The organism is Nonomuraea sp. NPDC059194, from assembly GCF_042754765.1.
In the GTDB taxonomy this organism is placed as follows: domain Bacteria; phylum Actinomycetota; class Actinomycetes; order Streptosporangiales; family Streptosporangiaceae; genus Nonomuraea.
Window position 1 is genome coordinate 49,827 of record NZ_JBHZBH010000034.1, and the last position, 15,008, is coordinate 64,834.

The 15,008-nt window shown below is 69.6% G+C and carries 12 protein-coding genes; 3 read left to right on the forward strand and 9 right to left on the reverse strand.

The annotated features are described in order from the left end of the window. Nucleotides 1-10 precede the first annotated feature (10 nt). The 4 genes from ACFXJ8_RS32690 to ACFXJ8_RS32705 are packed head-to-tail and all read right to left on the reverse strand — an operon-like array spanning nt 11 to nt 4,591. Nucleotides 11-904 (reverse strand): sulfotransferase domain-containing protein, encoded by an 894-nt coding sequence (locus ACFXJ8_RS32690; RefSeq protein ID WP_379647847.1) that lies wholly within the window; start codon nt 902-904, stop codon nt 11-13. After that, on the reverse strand, nt 901-2,427 hold the full coding sequence (locus tag ACFXJ8_RS32695; protein ID WP_379647848.1) for a polysaccharide biosynthesis C-terminal domain-containing protein: 1,527 nt from the start codon (nt 2,425-2,427) through the stop codon (nt 901-903). The genes ACFXJ8_RS32690 and ACFXJ8_RS32695 overlap by 4 nt, the downstream gene beginning before the upstream one ends. Further along, nucleotides 2,424-3,692, reverse strand: a complete 1,269-nt coding sequence (locus tag ACFXJ8_RS32700; protein WP_379647849.1) for an O-antigen ligase family protein — start codon at nt 3,690-3,692, stop codon at nt 2,424-2,426. The genes ACFXJ8_RS32695 and ACFXJ8_RS32700 overlap by 4 nt, the downstream gene beginning before the upstream one ends. A 2-nt stretch (nt 3,693-3,694) precedes the next feature. Next, nucleotides 3,695-4,591 carry a glycosyltransferase family 2 protein gene (locus tag ACFXJ8_RS32705; RefSeq protein WP_379647850.1) on the reverse strand — a complete coding sequence of 299 codons (897 nt, stop codon included), beginning with the start codon at nt 4,589-4,591 and terminating at the stop codon, nt 3,695-3,697. A 135-nt stretch (nt 4,592-4,726) separates the two neighbouring features. Here ACFXJ8_RS32705 and ACFXJ8_RS32710 point away from each other — a divergent pair, with 135 nt between their 5' ends. After that, nucleotides 4,727-5,743: a hypothetical protein gene (locus tag ACFXJ8_RS32710; protein ID WP_379647851.1), complete on the forward strand. Its 1,017-nt coding sequence runs from the start codon at nt 4,727-4,729 to the stop codon at nt 5,741-5,743. A gap of 18 nt (nt 5,744-5,761) precedes the next feature. Here ACFXJ8_RS32710 and ACFXJ8_RS32715 read toward each other — a convergent pair whose 3' ends face one another. Beyond that, nucleotides 5,762-7,393, reverse strand: coding sequence for a hypothetical protein (locus ACFXJ8_RS32715; protein ID WP_379647852.1), 1,632 nt, complete (start codon nt 7,391-7,393; stop codon nt 5,762-5,764). Nucleotides 7,394-7,496: 103 nt separating this feature from the next. Here ACFXJ8_RS32715 and ACFXJ8_RS32720 point away from each other — a divergent pair, with 103 nt between their 5' ends. Next, nucleotides 7,497-9,071 carry a Wzz/FepE/Etk N-terminal domain-containing protein gene (locus ACFXJ8_RS32720; RefSeq protein ID WP_379647853.1) on the forward strand — a complete coding sequence of 525 codons (1,575 nt, stop codon included), beginning with the start codon at nt 7,497-7,499 and terminating at the stop codon, nt 9,069-9,071. Here ACFXJ8_RS32720 and ACFXJ8_RS32725 read toward each other — a convergent pair. The 4 genes from ACFXJ8_RS32725 to ACFXJ8_RS32740 all read right to left on the reverse strand — a co-directional run bounded on the left by ACFXJ8_RS32725 (nt 9,061) and on the right by ACFXJ8_RS32740 (nt 14,535). Beyond that, entirely contained in the window at nt 9,061-9,942 is an 882-nt protein-coding gene (locus ACFXJ8_RS32725; protein ID WP_379647854.1) for a dTDP-glucose 4,6-dehydratase, read from the reverse strand. The genes ACFXJ8_RS32720 and ACFXJ8_RS32725 overlap by 11 nt on opposite strands. Before the next feature lie 29 nt (nt 9,943-9,971). Further along, a complete protein-coding gene (locus ACFXJ8_RS32730) occupies nt 9,972-11,015 on the reverse strand; it encodes a 2-oxoacid:ferredoxin oxidoreductase subunit beta (RefSeq protein WP_379647855.1) in 1,044 nt (347 codons plus the stop codon). Beyond that, nucleotides 11,012-12,859: a 2-oxoacid:acceptor oxidoreductase subunit alpha gene (locus ACFXJ8_RS32735; protein WP_379647856.1), complete on the reverse strand. Its 1,848-nt coding sequence runs from the start codon at nt 12,857-12,859 to the stop codon at nt 11,012-11,014. The genes ACFXJ8_RS32730 and ACFXJ8_RS32735 overlap by 4 nt, the downstream gene beginning before the upstream one ends. A gap of 236 nt (nt 12,860-13,095) precedes the next feature. After that, on the reverse strand, nt 13,096-14,535 hold the full coding sequence (locus ACFXJ8_RS32740) for a polysaccharide deacetylase family protein (protein ID WP_379647857.1): 1,440 nt from the start codon (nt 14,533-14,535) through the stop codon (nt 13,096-13,098). An 87-nt stretch (nt 14,536-14,622) separates the two neighbouring features. On the opposite strand from ACFXJ8_RS32740, the gene ACFXJ8_RS32745 reads away from it, so the two are divergent. Further along, nucleotides 14,623-14,994, forward strand: a complete 372-nt coding sequence (locus ACFXJ8_RS32745; protein ID WP_379647858.1) for an NADH-quinone oxidoreductase subunit A — start codon at nt 14,623-14,625, stop codon at nt 14,992-14,994. The last annotated feature ends 14 nt before the right edge of the window (nt 14,995-15,008 follow it).

The window sequence follows — 15,008 nt, forward strand, 5'->3', positions numbered from 1 at the left end:
CGTGTCCGGATCAGGACGGCCAGCCGAAATCTTTTCCGAGAAAGTCGAAGAGGGCGCGATTGTGTGGCCGGAAGAACTCGGTGAGCTGGGCCTTTGTCTCGTCCGCCATCCGGGGGGCGGGCAGGTGGTTGTGCCGCTCCTTCGTTCTCAGGGCGAACTCGGAAATGCCGAGGAAGGCCGCGATCCGGTTTACTGTTCGTTGCTCGTCGCGGTAAAGATCCTCGGCCGGGAGAATGAGCAGGTTCGCCGCCGGGAAAAGCTTCGTCCAGCGTTCGAGTTGCGGTAGGTAGACCCCTCGGTCCTGATAGCTGTAGTAGTCGTGGGCCTTGCTGTAGTAGAGGGGGTCGGCCGCCATCCGCTCGACTTCTCCGGCGAGCCGTCCGGGTTCGGCGGCGAGCGCCTGCTCGAAGGCGAGCGGCTCGACGCCCGCGCCGACCCTCTCCCAGTAGTGGGAGTAGGCCCGCTTGACGGGGTCGCGCAGCGTGATGATCAGCTTGACGTCGGGCATCCGATCCAGCACGCGTTCGGCGACCGGCGGGCAGTACATGTAGTACGGGCAGGCCTCACCGGTGAGCGGGCGCGCGCCCAGCTCGCGTTCCATCCGGTCGAGCCGCGCCTCAGTGGCGAAGTGCGAGCGGTACCAGGTGTCGCCCTTGGCGAAGTTGATGTCGAAGTAGTAGGGGCTCTTCAGCCCGCGCGACGGCGGATACATCGGCATGACCAGCGGGTGCTGGATGAGGTAGTTCCACACCGAGGTGGTGCCGCCGCGTTTGGTGCCGATCACCAGGAAGTCCGGCAGGTGCCGACGCGACGCCGTGCGCATGCCGTACTGCCTGGTCATGGTGTTGGCCAGATCCTTCGCCCACCGTGGCGAGCGGTCCTTCATCCGTGCGGCGATGCTCACGTGCCCCTCCTCTTGATCGCGCCCAGCAGCACGTCGGCATGCAGGCGGGCGCGTCCCCTCCACAGCGTGAACCCGTAGCCCGCGCAGGCCACGAGGAGATAACCGGCGAAGGCCGCCGCGCCCGGCCCGGCCAGCCAGCGGACGGCCACGCCCAGCGCGCCGAACCAGAACAGCGCCCACAGCGCCGGGTAGGCGAGAGGACCCGCGCCGAGCCGCAGGCCGAGCCGCGTCCGCACCTGTACGGCGGCCGCCACGGTGTCGACGAGCATCGTCGCCCCCCACGCCACCGCCGCGCCGACGATCCCGAAGCGGGGGACGAGCAGCAGCGTCAGCACCACCGTCGTGGCCAGGGCCAGGCACTTGTTGAGCAGGCTCCACGAGCTCTTGCCGCCCATCAGCAGCACGGTCTGCACGTTGCCGGCGGCCATGACGACCAGCATCGAGACGGCCAGGATCGCCATGGGCGTCGCGCCGCCGTCGAAGCCGTCGCCGAACATCGTCAGGACGAACGGCCCGAAACAGGCCAGGGCCAGGTAGATCGGCCACGAGCCGGCCACGATCCAGCCGGTCGCCACGCCGTACAGGTGCTCGGCCTGGGCGCGCTCCTCGCGGGCGAGCAGGGCCGCGATCTGCGGCGCGATGGCGATCCTGCTCGCGGCCACGACCAGGGTGCCGGTGGTGATGAAGCGGCTGGCGGTGGCGTAGATGCCGGCGTCGTGGCTGGAGACCATCGCGCCGACCATGAGGACGCCCAGCCAGATGATGAGGATCTCGATGACCGCCGCCACCCCGCGCGGCCCGGAGAACAGCCAGAACTCCCTGACCGCCGACGGCTCGCCCTCCTCGTACGGCACCCGCTCCCGCGGCTCGGCCTCGGCGCGCACCAGCAGCCGCCATAGCGCCACGCCCGCCAGCAGGAAGCCCAGGCCGACCGGCAGCGACCAGGCGAACATCACCCACCACGCGCCGAGCCCGAACGCCATGCCCGCCAGCGCGAGCAGCGGCCGCAGCGACGGGATCATGATGTTGTTGACCAGCGCGAACGTGGCCACGCTGCCCAGGCCCCTGGTGCCCGCCAGCGCCACCGACCGGGCGGCCGACAGCGCGAGGAACGGCGCCGCCAGGCGCAGGAAGACCGTCGCCACCTCGCGGTGCGCGGGATCGGCCAGCATCTCCGCCAGCGGCTCGGCCAGCATCCACAGCGCCGCCGCCGCCGGCCCGCTGACCGCCAGCACCGGCACGAACGCGTAGACCAGCACGGGGCGCAGCTCGTCGACCCGGCCCAGCGCTCGCAACCGCGCGCTGGTCCTGACCAGCGCGGTGTCCGCGCCCAGCTCGGTCGTCTCCGACAGGATCATGAAGAGCGCGACCACGACGAAGAAGACCCCGGCCTGCGCGGGGCCGAGCAGGCGGGCCACCACGATGGTGAGGGCGAAGCCCATGACCGCCGCGACGATGGATCCGGCCAGGCCGACGAGGCCGCCTCTGGCCGTCTCGGCGAGCTGCCGTTCGGCTGTCGTCACGAAGGTGCCTCCGCGGGGCGTAGGGCGAGGGCTCCCGCCGTGAAGATCAGGACGAGCTGGGTGCCGTCGAGGCCGTAGTAGAAGACCATGAACGCCGCCATCACCGGTACGGCGTGCAGCCACAGCAGCGACGCGGGCACCCGCCTGGTGCGCCAGGCCAGGATCCAGATCCACACGCAGAACAGGATCAGCGCGGGGAAGCCGAAGGAGAACATGATGTTCCAGAACTGGCCCTGGGTGCCGACGGAAATCCCCAGCGTCTCCGAGGGTCTCGGGGCGCCGTGGCCGAGGATGGGCGATTCGAGCGTCCTGGTGAACGCCTCGCCGTAGACGGCCGCGCGGCCGGTGTTCGTGCTGCTGTACTGCGTGCGGGTGCTGATCACGCTGCTCAGCCCCGACAGCCAGAACGCCGACATCCCGACCAGCAGCACGCCGCAGACCGCGCCGAGCCACCGCACGTGTCCGCGCATCGCGAAGCGCAGCGCCACGTAGACCAGGCCGAGCCCGATGGCCAGGAACATGCCGCGGTTGAGCGTGGAGAAGGCGGGCACCAGCGACAGCGGCACTATGACGATGGTCGCCGCCCGCCGCCACCCCGAGGCCCGCGTCAGCAGGTAGTGCAGCACGAACGGCATGAGCAGCGCCCAGTGGCTGCCCCACGCGTTGGTGTAGGCGAAGGGCGCGCTCGGCCGCTCGAACACCTCGGGCGATCCCCATGGCGCCTGGATCTCCGCGAACTTGGGATGCACCAGGTCCTTGACGAACTCGTTCGTCGCGATCGAGCCCGGCACGATCTTCTCGAACGGCGTGGTGAGCGACCCTTCGGGAAACAGCACGCCGAGATAGCCGCCGATGACCACCCAGCAGCAGAACAGCGTGACGTAGCCGGACGCCCTGCCCGCGGGCAGCAGCCGGTTCGAGCAGTTGTAGACGTACAGGAAGAAGATCGTGGCGCTGACGTAGGCGGCCAGCCTGAACGCGAAGCCCACCAGCCGGGGGCCGCTGTCGAGCTGGGTGGCGGCCATGACCATCCACAGCAGGAAGAGCACCCACACCAGGAAGCCGCGCGGGATCCTGGTTCTGCGCCGCGAGCGGACCATCAGCACGGCCATCGGCACGGCCGCGATCGGCGCGACGAACGCGCCGAGCCCGAGCACCCACCACAGGGGGAAGGCGGCGAACAGCACCCCCAGCGGCCATACCGGCAGGTCGCGGGCGGCCCGTGCGCGGGCAGCACCTGGCGGAGCGAGCGCCACGGCGGTCACGGTCAGATCCCGCGGCCGCGGGCGTTGAGGTAGCGCATCGTGGCGGGCGCGCTGATCAGCCGCAGCCCGATGCCGAGCGCCAGGTAGCCGCGCCGCTCGCGCCAGTTGTGGCGCAGCGCCCGCATCGCCCAGTCACGGGCGGCGGCGTGTTCGCCGCCCGCCGCGTGGAAGAAGGCGATCTGCCCCTCGACGCGGGCCTTGCCCGCCGGTTCGGAGTCGAACTCGGGGTGCTTGTCGAGCAGATAGGTCAGCGCCCTGGTGATCGTCGGGAAGCGGTCGGCGAAGAAGGAACTGCCCCAGTTGATGGCGACCAGCGGCTCCTTCACCACGGGGATGGGGCCCTGCTTGGCGATGCGCAGCATCAGGTCGTAGTCCTCGGCGTAGCTGCCGGGCAGGCGTTCGTCCACCGGGCCGACCTTCTCGACCAGGACGTCCCGCCGGATCAGCAGGGTCGAGCCGTTGAGCCCGATCACGCGGTCGCGCAGCAGATGCTGGAACGTGACAACGCCATGGGGCACGAGACGCGGGCTCGGCTGCCCGTTGAACCTCACTTCGATGCCGCAACCGGCGGCCACGGCGGTGGGATGCGCCTCGATCGCCGCGAGCTGGGCGCTGATCTTGCGGGGGAACCACTCGTCGTCGTCGTCGCAGAAGGCCACGTAGTCGCCGTCTGCCTGGGCGATGCCGGAATTACGGGCACCAGCAAGGCCGGGGGTGTTGCTATTCCGGATCGTCCGTAATAAGCGATTCTCTCGTGGCTCTATGGTGATTTCGGCCGGCTCGGACTGGTCGAATACCACGGTGACGTCGATGGGGCCGGGGTAGTCCTGATCGAAAACCGCGTTCACCGCATGGTGGAGAAGCTCCATCCGGTCGCGCGTGGCAATGACCACGCTCACGGAGGGGGGTGGCGATTTTAGGATGGTCGGCCCCTTTCGGTCACGCTGACCGTAATTCCGTCGCGGCAATCACGGATCAATACCGCTGGATGCTACTTTTCTGGCGAAGTTTCAACAACCATGGGGGCTGGGCGCGTGAACCTGCGAGATGTCGTCGTCTTATCGCTCTCCCTGACAGTCCTGGGCCCGCAGCCGTCGCCGCATCCTTCCTCCCTGTTCAACGTGGCCGACGTCCAACTGGCCGAGGTCAGCGGGATCTCGGTCAGCGGTGACGGCGCCCGATACCACGTGACCGAAGACGCCCGTGGGGGCGACGAGGTTTACGTGCTCGACGAGCGTGGTGGGACGCGGGCGACCGTGGCCATGCCCGCGGGGCTCAACGAGGACTGGGAGGACATCGCGACCGTCCGCGGCCGCATCTACCTCGCCGACCTCGGCGACGCCTGGGTCGTACGGCAGGCCGCCGGCCAGAAGCCGCGCGCCTCGTTCAGGATCGTCACGCTCGACGAGCCGCCCGCCACCGCCAAGGGCCGGATCACCGCCACCGGCGTGGTGAGCTACCCCGTCGAGTACGACGACCGGATCGCCCGCAACAGCGAGGCGATGCTCGTCCACCCGGTGACGGGACAGATCTACGTGATCAGCAAGGCGGAGAAGGCGCCGCAGAAGCCGGTCCTGTGGGCCGCGCCGCCCACCCTGAACGCCACGGGCGTCAACAAGCTGACCAGGCTCGTTGCCGACGTCGGCGTGCTCCAGGCGTCGGGGGCCGCGTTCTCTCCCACGGGCGACCGGATCGTGATTCGCAACGCCACGAAGGCGTGGGTGTGGCGGGTCAAGGGCAACGACGTGGCCGGGGCGTTCACCAGCAAGCCCGTGGAGATCGCCCTGCCCGTGCAGCGGCAGGGGGAGGGCGTGAGCTTCACTGCCGACGGCCACGCCCTGCTGGTGAACTCCGAGGGGCCCAAGCAGCCCGTCTGGTCGGTCCCGCTGCCCGCCGCGGCCGACACCGCGACCGCGCCCGACCCGCTCCCGGTGTCGATCAGGGACACCAGCCGTGACCTGGTCATGCTGGTGATCGCGGGCAGCAGCGGGCTGGTGGCGGTCGTGCTGGTGCTCGTCTACGCCCGCCGCGGCCGGGGCCGCTACACGTAACGGCCCCGGGAAGGGGTCCTACCGGACGCTCAAGCGGGCGTCGAAGGAGAGGTCGGAGGAGTTGGCCGCGGCCTGGTGCACCTCCACTGCGATCGTGTTCACCCCCGCGTGCAGCAGCGAGGGGCTGATCGGCTGCGTGCGCCAGGCCGACTCGTCCGTGCCGCCCACCGTCGCCGACGCGGGCGTCGAGGCGGTCACCGGACCGGCCGGCAGGTTCGACCTGAACACCTCCACCCCGTTCACGTAGACGATCGCGCCGTCATCCCGTACGAGGTCCACCGTCGCCTGCGTCAGCGCCGCTGGGTCGGCGACGGAGAAGGTGTGCCGCAGGTAGTAGGTCATCCGCCCGAACGGCAGGGCCGTGGCCTCGTCACCGTCGCCGAACCCGAGCTGCGCGGGCCCACCCTGCCAGGCCGAGTCGTCGAACGCCTCCTCCCGCCACGCCGTGCCCAGGTCCGCGCCGGAGGCGTCGTAGCGCCAGGTGGCGCCCGCGGGCACCACGACGGTGAGCGGCGGCAGCACGGGGAACTCCGCGTAACGGGTCTTGGCCTGCGAGTTGACTTGCTGGAACGCTCCACCCACACGCAGGAAGTCAGGGCCCGCGTCGACGGCGTAGGTGGACAGCGTGCCGCTCAGCCGGGGCGCGAAGGACGGGTCGACGGCGCCCGTCACGGCGTCGACCGCGGCCAGGCCCGACCTGGTCGTGGTGCCGAACGCGGGCGCGAAGTGGCCTGCCGCGTAGACCTTGCCGTCCAGGGCCGACACCGACTCCACGTCGCCGTCGGCGTACACCTGCCAGAGCCGGGCGCCGGAGGACAGGCTGTAGCCGAGCAGCCGCCCGCCGGGACCGGAGACGGCGGCGAAGGCGCGGCCGTCCATCACCGCCAGGTCCCACACGAAGCAGGGGTTGTTGGTGTTGACGCATCCGGGGGGAGGGGTCCAGCCCGTCACCGCGCCGGAGATGGCGTCGACCGCGCCGAGGTGGTCGCGCGGTTGGCCGCCCAGCGTCCTGAACCGGCCGCCGACCAGCACGGCCGTCCCGTCGGGAGTGGGTTCGAGCGCGTAGACGGTGCTGGTCGCGCCCGGGTTCCACGCGGCGTCCAGCGCTCCGGTGGTCGCGTCCATGGCGGCCAGGCGGGCGCGTGCCGTACCGCCGGCGCTGGTGAAGTCGCCGCCCGCGTAGAGGCGTCCCCCGGTGAGGGCCAGGGCGCGGACGGCGTTGTTGGCGCCGGTGGTCCACCCGGCGTCGACGGCTCCGGTCTCGGGGTCGAGGACGGCCAGGCGGTACCTGGTCGTGCCGCTGATCGTGGTGAACCGGCCGGCCGCCCACAGGCGCTGCTCGTCGGGGGACAGGGCCAGGTCGTAGACGGTGTCGGAGGCGGTGGGCCGCCAGTCGCGGATCAGGTCTCCGGTGGCGGCGTCGAGAGCGGCGAGCCTGGTCGCGGCGACCGTTTCCCCGGTGCGCCGGTTGTGGAGCGAGGTGAAGGAACCACCGAGGAAAACCCGGCTCGTCCCGCGCTGAATCGCGAAGACCGTGCCGTTGGGCTCCCAACTTGACCGCGCCTGTGGTGAATAGTCGGCATTTGCGGTGGTTGTTGTGAGGAGAAGGATGATGATGCTGAGCGTGAACGCCCTCGGTTTGAATCGCACCGCCGGCTCCCTTGCTTGGAACGACGTTGTGGATGAAACTCACCAAATCGGCTAATGAGCTGATCGAGTATCGTGAAGAAAGCGTTTCGGGGTGCGGTGGGGGATGGACATGGACTCTGCGGGCGGGCGCGACTCGTTAGAAGTCGCCGACTACACCGGAATGCTCCGTCGCCGCTGGTGGCTGATCGTCGCGGCGGCCGCCGCCGGGTTGTCCCTGGCGGCTCTCGCGGTGCTGTACATCCCGCAGACGTTCGTCTCGGAAGCGGTCGTCCTGGTGACGTCGCCGACCGAGATGGACCGGGCCTCCTCGCGTATCAGCATCGATACCGAATCGCAACGAGTGCGGTCGATGGAGGTCGCCAAGCGCGCCGCCGAGGCCATGGGCACCGGCCAGTCGCCCGTCGCCCTCGCCAAGAACGTCACCGTCACGGCCAGCGCCGAGTCCGCGATCCTCACCATCGCCTACCAGGCGCCCTCCGCCGCCCTCGCCCAGCGCGGCGCCCACGCCTTCGCCGCCGCCTACCTCGACAACCGCAAGGACCGGGCGGTCCAGCGGGCCAACAGCCAGATCAACAACCTCAAGAGCCAGCTCACCGAGCTGACGGCCGAGTTGAAGAAGATCCCCGCCACCGACCGGGCCGAGCGCGAGCTGGTCTACGGCCAGCTGACGGCGCTGGGCGGCAAGCTCACCGATGCCAAACTGGCCACGCTGAACCTCGCCTCCGGCGAGATCATCACCGAGGCGTACCTGCCGGCCAAGCCCGACGACCCCGACCCGATCACCTACCTGCCCAGCGGGCTCATGCTCGGCCTGCTGCTCGGCGTGCTCGCCGCGCTGTTCGTGGACCGCTCCGACAGGCGGGTGCGCACCGGCCGCGACGTCGCCAGGGTGCTCGGCATGCCGGTCCTCATCGAGGTCCGCGCCAACCGCAGGGATGGCTCTCTCGGGCTGCTGTCCGCGCGCAGCCGCACCGGCCAGCGCTTCCACGAGCTGTGCCACTCGCTGACCGCGACCCTCAGCTCCGACCCCGGCAACCACGTCATCCTCATCACCGGGGCAACGCCGGGACCGAGCGGCAACATCGTGGCCGTCAACGTGGCCGCCGCGCTGGCCCGCGTCGAGTCGAACGTGCTCCTGGTCAACGCCGACCTACGGTCGCGGATCAGCCAGTCGCTGCTCGGCGTGCGCCGCCAGCCGGGCCTGGCCGAGGCGCTGATGTCCGACGTCGAGCTCGACGCCGCCGAGGTCAACGCGCCCGCCATGCCCTCGCTCCGCTACCTGCCCGCGGGCCTCGACACCGACCTCGTCTCCGAGATGCTGCAGGGCGACCGGATGGCCAGGGTGGTCAGGGAGCTGCGCGAGCGTGCCCGCTACATCGTGATCGAGGCGCCGTCCACCCGCTCGGGCGCCGACGCGCAGGCGCTGGCCGAACTGGCCGACGTCGTCGTCATGGCCGTGGAGACGCCGCGCACCCGTTTCGAGGAGATCGGCGACGGGGCCCGGCAGATGCAGCAGGTCGGGGCCAAACTACTCGGCCTGGCCGTCATCCCCGCCCAGCGCGACACTCCGCCGGCGGTGGTCCCCACCTCGTGGGCGACGCAGGACGCGCCCGCCGAGGACGACACGGTGAGCCTGCCCGTGGTCAAGGATCCGGACGCCGACCCGGTCAAGAAGTGAGCCGCTCCAGCCCCTCGGCGAATTCCACCATGGGCGCGTAGCCGAGGGCGCGGAGTCTCGCGTCGTCGAGGGAGTAGCGGCGGTCGTGCGCCTTGCGGTCGGGCGCCTGCCGTACGAGATCCCAGTCGCGGCCGGTGGCGGCCAGCAGCAGCTCGGTGAGCCGCCTGTTGGTGAGCTCGGTGGTGCCGCCGACGTGGTATACCTCGCCGGGCTCGCCGCGCTCGGCGACCAGCCTGACGGCCCTGCAGTGGTCCTCGACGTGCAGCCACTCGCGCACGTGGGCGCCGTCGCCGTACAGGGGCACGGGCTCGCCGTTGCGCAGCAGCTTCAGGAACAGCGGGATGATCTTCTCGGGGTACTGCCTGGGGCCGTACGTGTTCGCGCCGCGAGTGATCATGACGGGCAGGCCGTACGTGCGGAAGTAGGAGAGCGCGATCAAATCGCCGGACGCCTTCGACGCCGCGTAGGGCGAGTTGGGCGCCAGCGGGGCGTCCTCGGTCCACGAGCCGCTGTCGATGCTGCCGTAGACCTCGTCGGTGGAGACGTGCACCACCCTCGGCACGCCCGCCTCCAGGCAGGCGCGCATCAGCGACTCCACGCCCAGCACGTTCGTGCGCACGAATGCCGCGGGATCCTCGATCGAGCGGTCGACGTGCGACTCGGCGGCGAAGTTGACCACCAGGTCGTGGCCAGGGACGACCGCCCTCAGCAGCTCGCGGTCGCAGATGTCGCCGACGACCAGGTCGGCGTGGCCCGGCACGTTGTCCTTGTCGCCCGCATAGGTGAGCTTGTCGAGTACGGTGACCCGCGCCTCACCCATCAGGTCCGCGAAGTGGGAGCCGATGAACCCCGCGCCGCCGGTGACCAGCACGCGGGTGGCAGCGGCTCCCTCTCCGACGGTCAGCCGATGCGCCAGGTGTCGCCGCCCATGAGCAGGTCGCTCAGGTCGCCGGGACCCTTCTGCGCCACGGCCTCCTCGAGCTGCTCGGCCATCAGTGTGTCGTAGGCGGGCCGGTCGACCTGCCGGAAGATGCCGATCGGCACGTGCTCGAACGCGGGCTCGTCGAGCCTGGACAGCGCGAACGCCACCGACGGGTCGGGATTGTGCGCGTCGTGCACCAGGACACGGTCGCCCGCCTCGGCCAGCGGCACCACCTCGATGCCGCCGCCCGCCGACCTGACCACGGCCTTGGACGCGCTGGCGATCGGCTGGCCGTGCTCCAGGCGCAGCGTGATGTCGTCGCGGACCTCGGGGTCCTTGAGCTGCTCGAAGGCGTTGTCGTTGAAGATGTTGCAGTTCTGGTAGATCTCCACCAGCGACGTGCCCCGGTGGGCGGTGGCCTCGCGCAGCACCGACTGCAGGTGCTTGCGGTCGGAGTCGATCGTGCGGGCCACGAACGACGCCTCGGCGCCGAGCGCCAGCGAGATCGGGTTGAACGGCTTGTCCAGCGAGCCCATCGGGGTCGACTTGGTGATCTTGCCGATCTCGGAGGTGGGGGAGTACTGGCCCTTGGTCAGACCGTAGATCCTGTTGTTGAACAGCAGGATGTTCAGGTTGACGTTGCGGCGCAGCGCGTGGATCAGGTGGTTGCCGCCGATCGACAGCGCGTCGCCGTCACCCGTGATCACCCACACCGACAGGTCGGGCCTGCTGGCCGCCAGCCCCGTCGCGATCGCCGGAGCGCGGCCGTGGATGGAGTGGAAGCCGTAGGTGTTCAGGTAGTACGGGAACCTCGACGAGCAGCCGATGCCGGAGACGAACACGATGTTCTCGCGCTTGAGCCCCAGCTCGGGCAGGAAGCTCTGGACCGCGGCCAGGATGGCGTAGTCGCCGCAGCCGGGGCACCAGCGGACCTCCTGGTCGGACTTGAAGTCCTTCAGGGTCTGCTTGCCCTCGGTCTTGGGGACCAGGGCCAGGCCCTTGCCGTTGACGAGTTCAGTCACTGTCCGCTCCCTGAAGCGTCGATCACGTCCTGGATGACTCCGGCCAGCTCCTCGGCCTTGAACGGGAGCCCGCGCACGCGGTTGTAGCTGATGATGTCGACGAGGAAGCGCGCGCGCAGCAGCAGCGCCAGCTGGCCGAGGTTGATCTCGGGCAGGAGCACCTTGTCGTAGCTCTTGAGCACGTCGCCGGTGTTGGCGGGCAGCGGGTTGAGGTGGCGCAGGTGCGCCTGCGCGACCTTGCCGCCCGCCTTCCTGATGCGGCGCACCGCCGCCGCGATGGGCCCGTAGGTGGAGCCCCAGCCGAGGACCAGCACCCTGGCGTCGCCCGTCGGGTCGTCGACCTCGAGGTCGGGAACGTCGATGCCGTCGATCTTGGCCTGGCGGAGCCTGACCATGCGGTCGTGGTTGTTCGGGTCGTAGGAGATGTTGCCCGAGCCGTCGGCCTTCTCGATGCCGCCGATGCGGTGCTCGAGACCCGCGGTGCCGGGGATGGCCCACGGGCGGGCCAGGGTCTCGGCGTCACGCTTGTAGGGCAGGAACTCCTCGTCCGTCACGGTGGCGAACTCGGTGGAGATGTCCGGCAGGTCGGAGACCTCGGGCAGCCGCCACGGCTCCGAGCCGTTGGCCAGGTAGCCGTCGGACAGCAGGTAGACCGGCGTGCGGTACTTCACCGCGATCCGCGCGGCCTCGATCGCCGCGTCGAAGCAGTCGCTCGGCGAGGAGGGGGCCACGATCGGCACCGGCGACTCGCCGTTGCGGCCGAACATCGCCATCAGCAGGTCGGTCTGCTCGGTCTTGGTCGGCATGCCGGTGCTCGGCCCGGCGCGCTGCACGTCGACCAGGATCAGCGGCAGCTCGGTCATGACCGCGAGGCCGACCGTCTCGGCCTTCAGCGCCACGCCGGGGCCGCTGGTCGTCGTCACGCCGAGCGCCCCGCCGAAGGCGGCGCCGAGCGCCGCGCCGACGCCCGCGATCTCGTCCTCGGCCTGGAAGGTGCGGATGCCGAAGCGCTTGTGCCTGGACAGCTCGTGAAGGATGTCGCTGGCCGGGGTGATCGGGTAGGAGCCGAGGAACAGCGGGAGCTTCGCCTGCACGCTGGCCGCGATCAGCCCGTAGGCCAGCGCCTGGTTGCCCGAGATGTTGCGGTAGACGCCCGGCGCCAGCTTGGCCGGCTTGACCTCGTAGGAGACCGAGAACGACTCGGTCGTCTCGCCGTAGTTCCAGCCCGCCTGGAAGGCCGCGATGTTGGCCTTGGCGATCTCGGGCTTCTTGGCGAACTTCTGCTCAAGGAACGAGATCGTGTGCTCGGTCGGCCGGTGGTAGAGCCAGCTCAGCAGCCCGAGGGCGAACATGTTCTTGGACCGCTCGGCGTCCTTCTTCGACAGGTCGAAGCCTTCGAGCGCCTTCACCGTGAGCGAGGTCAGCGGCACCGCGTGGACGCGCCACTCGCTGAGCGAGTCGTCCTCGAGCGGGCTGACGTCGTAGCCCACCTTCTGCAGGTTGCGCTTGGTGAACTCGTCGGTGTTGGCGATGATGTCGGCGCCCTTGGGCAGGTCGCCCAGGTTGGCCTTCAGCGCCGCCGGATTCATGGCGACCAGGACGTTGGGCGAGTCGCCCGGCGTCAGGATGTCGTGGTCGGCGAAGTGGAGCTGGAAGCTCGACACGCCCGGCAGCGTCCCTGCGGGTGCCCGAATCTCGGCAGGGAAGTTGGGCAGGGTCGACAGGTCGTTGCCGAACTCCGCCGTTCCAGCGGTGAAGCGATCGCCGGTGAGCTGCATTCCGTCGCCGGAGTCGCCGGCGAACCGAATGACAACTCTGTCGAGTTGCTGAACCTGCTTGGTCACAGCGAAGTCCTCCTCGACTGCGCTCGTGGCACGTTCTCAAATTCCATGCTAAGTCCTCGGGGGTCACACGTTTCCGTGACACACGTCACGGGTACACGCGGTGAAAGTCAGGCCGACGCGAGAGAACGAAAGGGGCGACACAGCCCAGCCGCGAGCCGGCACAGGTCCACGTGCAGGCGGGCGAAGAGGACGGTTCGGGTCACGCTGCCTAACTATATGCGCCCACGAAGGGTTACCTACGTTAGGGGCTGCTTACCCGAGGAGTAGACGAGCCCCGGCTTCATCCCGGCCGAGCCGTACAGCTCGGGGACCGTGACGAACGTATAGCCCTTCTTGGTCAACTGCCGGACGATCTCCGGAACGGCCTCGGCCGCCGTCTCCTGGACGTCGTGCATGAGGATGATCGCGCCCGGGTGCGCGCCGCTGATCGCCCGCCGCGCCACCGCCTGCGCGTCCCTGTCGCGCCAGTCCAAGGTGTCGACGTCCCAGTTGACCAAAGAGATCCCCATCTTTCGGGCAACAGCCCTGACCTCCTTGCTCACCGCCCCGTACGGCGCGCGGGCCAGGGCAGGCCGCTGCCCGATCGCTGCCTTGACCGCACACTCCCCCCTGGCGAACGCGTCGGCGATCCTGGTGTTCGACAGCTTCGTCAGGTCGAGGTGCGACCAGGTGTGGTTGGCGACCAGGTGCCCCTGCTCGCGCATGCGCTGGACCAGCCCGCGATTGGCCGGCACGTTGGTGCCGACGGTGAAGAACGTCGCCCTCGCGCCGGCCTTCTCCAGCTCGTCCAGCAGCCGGCCGGTGTAGGCGCCGGGCCCGTCGTCGAACGTCAGCGCGACGCACATCGCCTCGTCGCAGTTCACGCTCCCCGCCCCTGAGCTCACGGCGGGCGGGCTCTCGCTTAGCTTCCCGCGGACCGCGGGCGAGGGCAGAGCGTCCTTGGCGGCCGCCCGCGCGCGCCATCCGGCCGCTGACAGCAGCGGTTTGACCTGCTTGCCCGGTACGGCGACCGCCACCCTGCCCAGCGCCCCCGGACCCACCTGGAAGTCGTCGAACTCGACGACGAGGTCGCCCTTGCCGTTGAAGGCCATGGAGTCGAACAGCTCGGGGTCGGCCTTCACCGCGTCGTAGTCGACCTCGGTGCCGCGTTTCCTGAGCTCGGCCCTGACGATGGCGGCCAGCGGGTCCAGGGCCGTGACCAGGCCGGAGGAGTCGACGACCTTGCCGAAGACTTTGTCGTACCAAATCGTTTGGAGGGAGTTGGCCCAGTTGGCTCCGGCGAACTCGCCGGTGCGCAGCCGTACGCCGACGATGTCGCGGGTGGCGGCGGTCAGCTGCCAGTCCACGTTCAGCTCCGGACGGGGCTGGGCGGCCGCGGGGCTCGTGTTCCGCATGAAGCGGCGCAACTGGCTCTCGGCGAGCGAGTTGAGCCGGTGGTTGAGAGCGGGGGCGTCCTTCAGTTGCGGATAGACAATGTGCACGTCCCTGTCGCCTGCGTCGCCCCTGGTGAGGGTCCTGGTGGTCAGGCCTGGTACGTCGGCGGGGTGGACGAAGCCGATCATCGTGGGCTCAGCGGGAACGCGCAGGTCCCGCTCGGGGGAGGCGGTCGCCATGCCGCAGCCGGTGGTGACGGCGGCTATCAGCGCGATTCCTCCGAAGAATCGCCTTTTGAGCATGCGTGCCAGATTATGGGGGCTTAATCGTGTTTTGCCCCGATTTTGGACTAAGAGGACAGAGGTTTTGGCCCGGGTTACCATCAGCACATGGGTGGCTACTTCGGCTCCTACGCACTGGTCTTCGCGCTGCTCGTCATCGGCGTGGCCATCGTGGCCGGCGCGCTCATGGCCAACCGCCTGCTGCGCCCCACCCGCCCGACGCCCGAGAAACTCACCACCTACGAGTGCGGCGTCGACCCCGTCGGCGAGGGGTGGGCGCAGTCGCAGATCAGGTACTACGTCTTCACCTACCTCTACGTGGTGTTCGCCGTCGACGCGGTGTTCCTGTTCCCGTGGGCGATCGTGTTCGCGGCCCCCGGCTACGGAATGACGACGCTCGTGGAGATGTTCGTCTTCCTGGGGTTCATCGCGCTCGGCATCGTCTACGCCTGGCGCAAGCGCGTCCTCACCTGGACATGACGCCCCCTCTACTC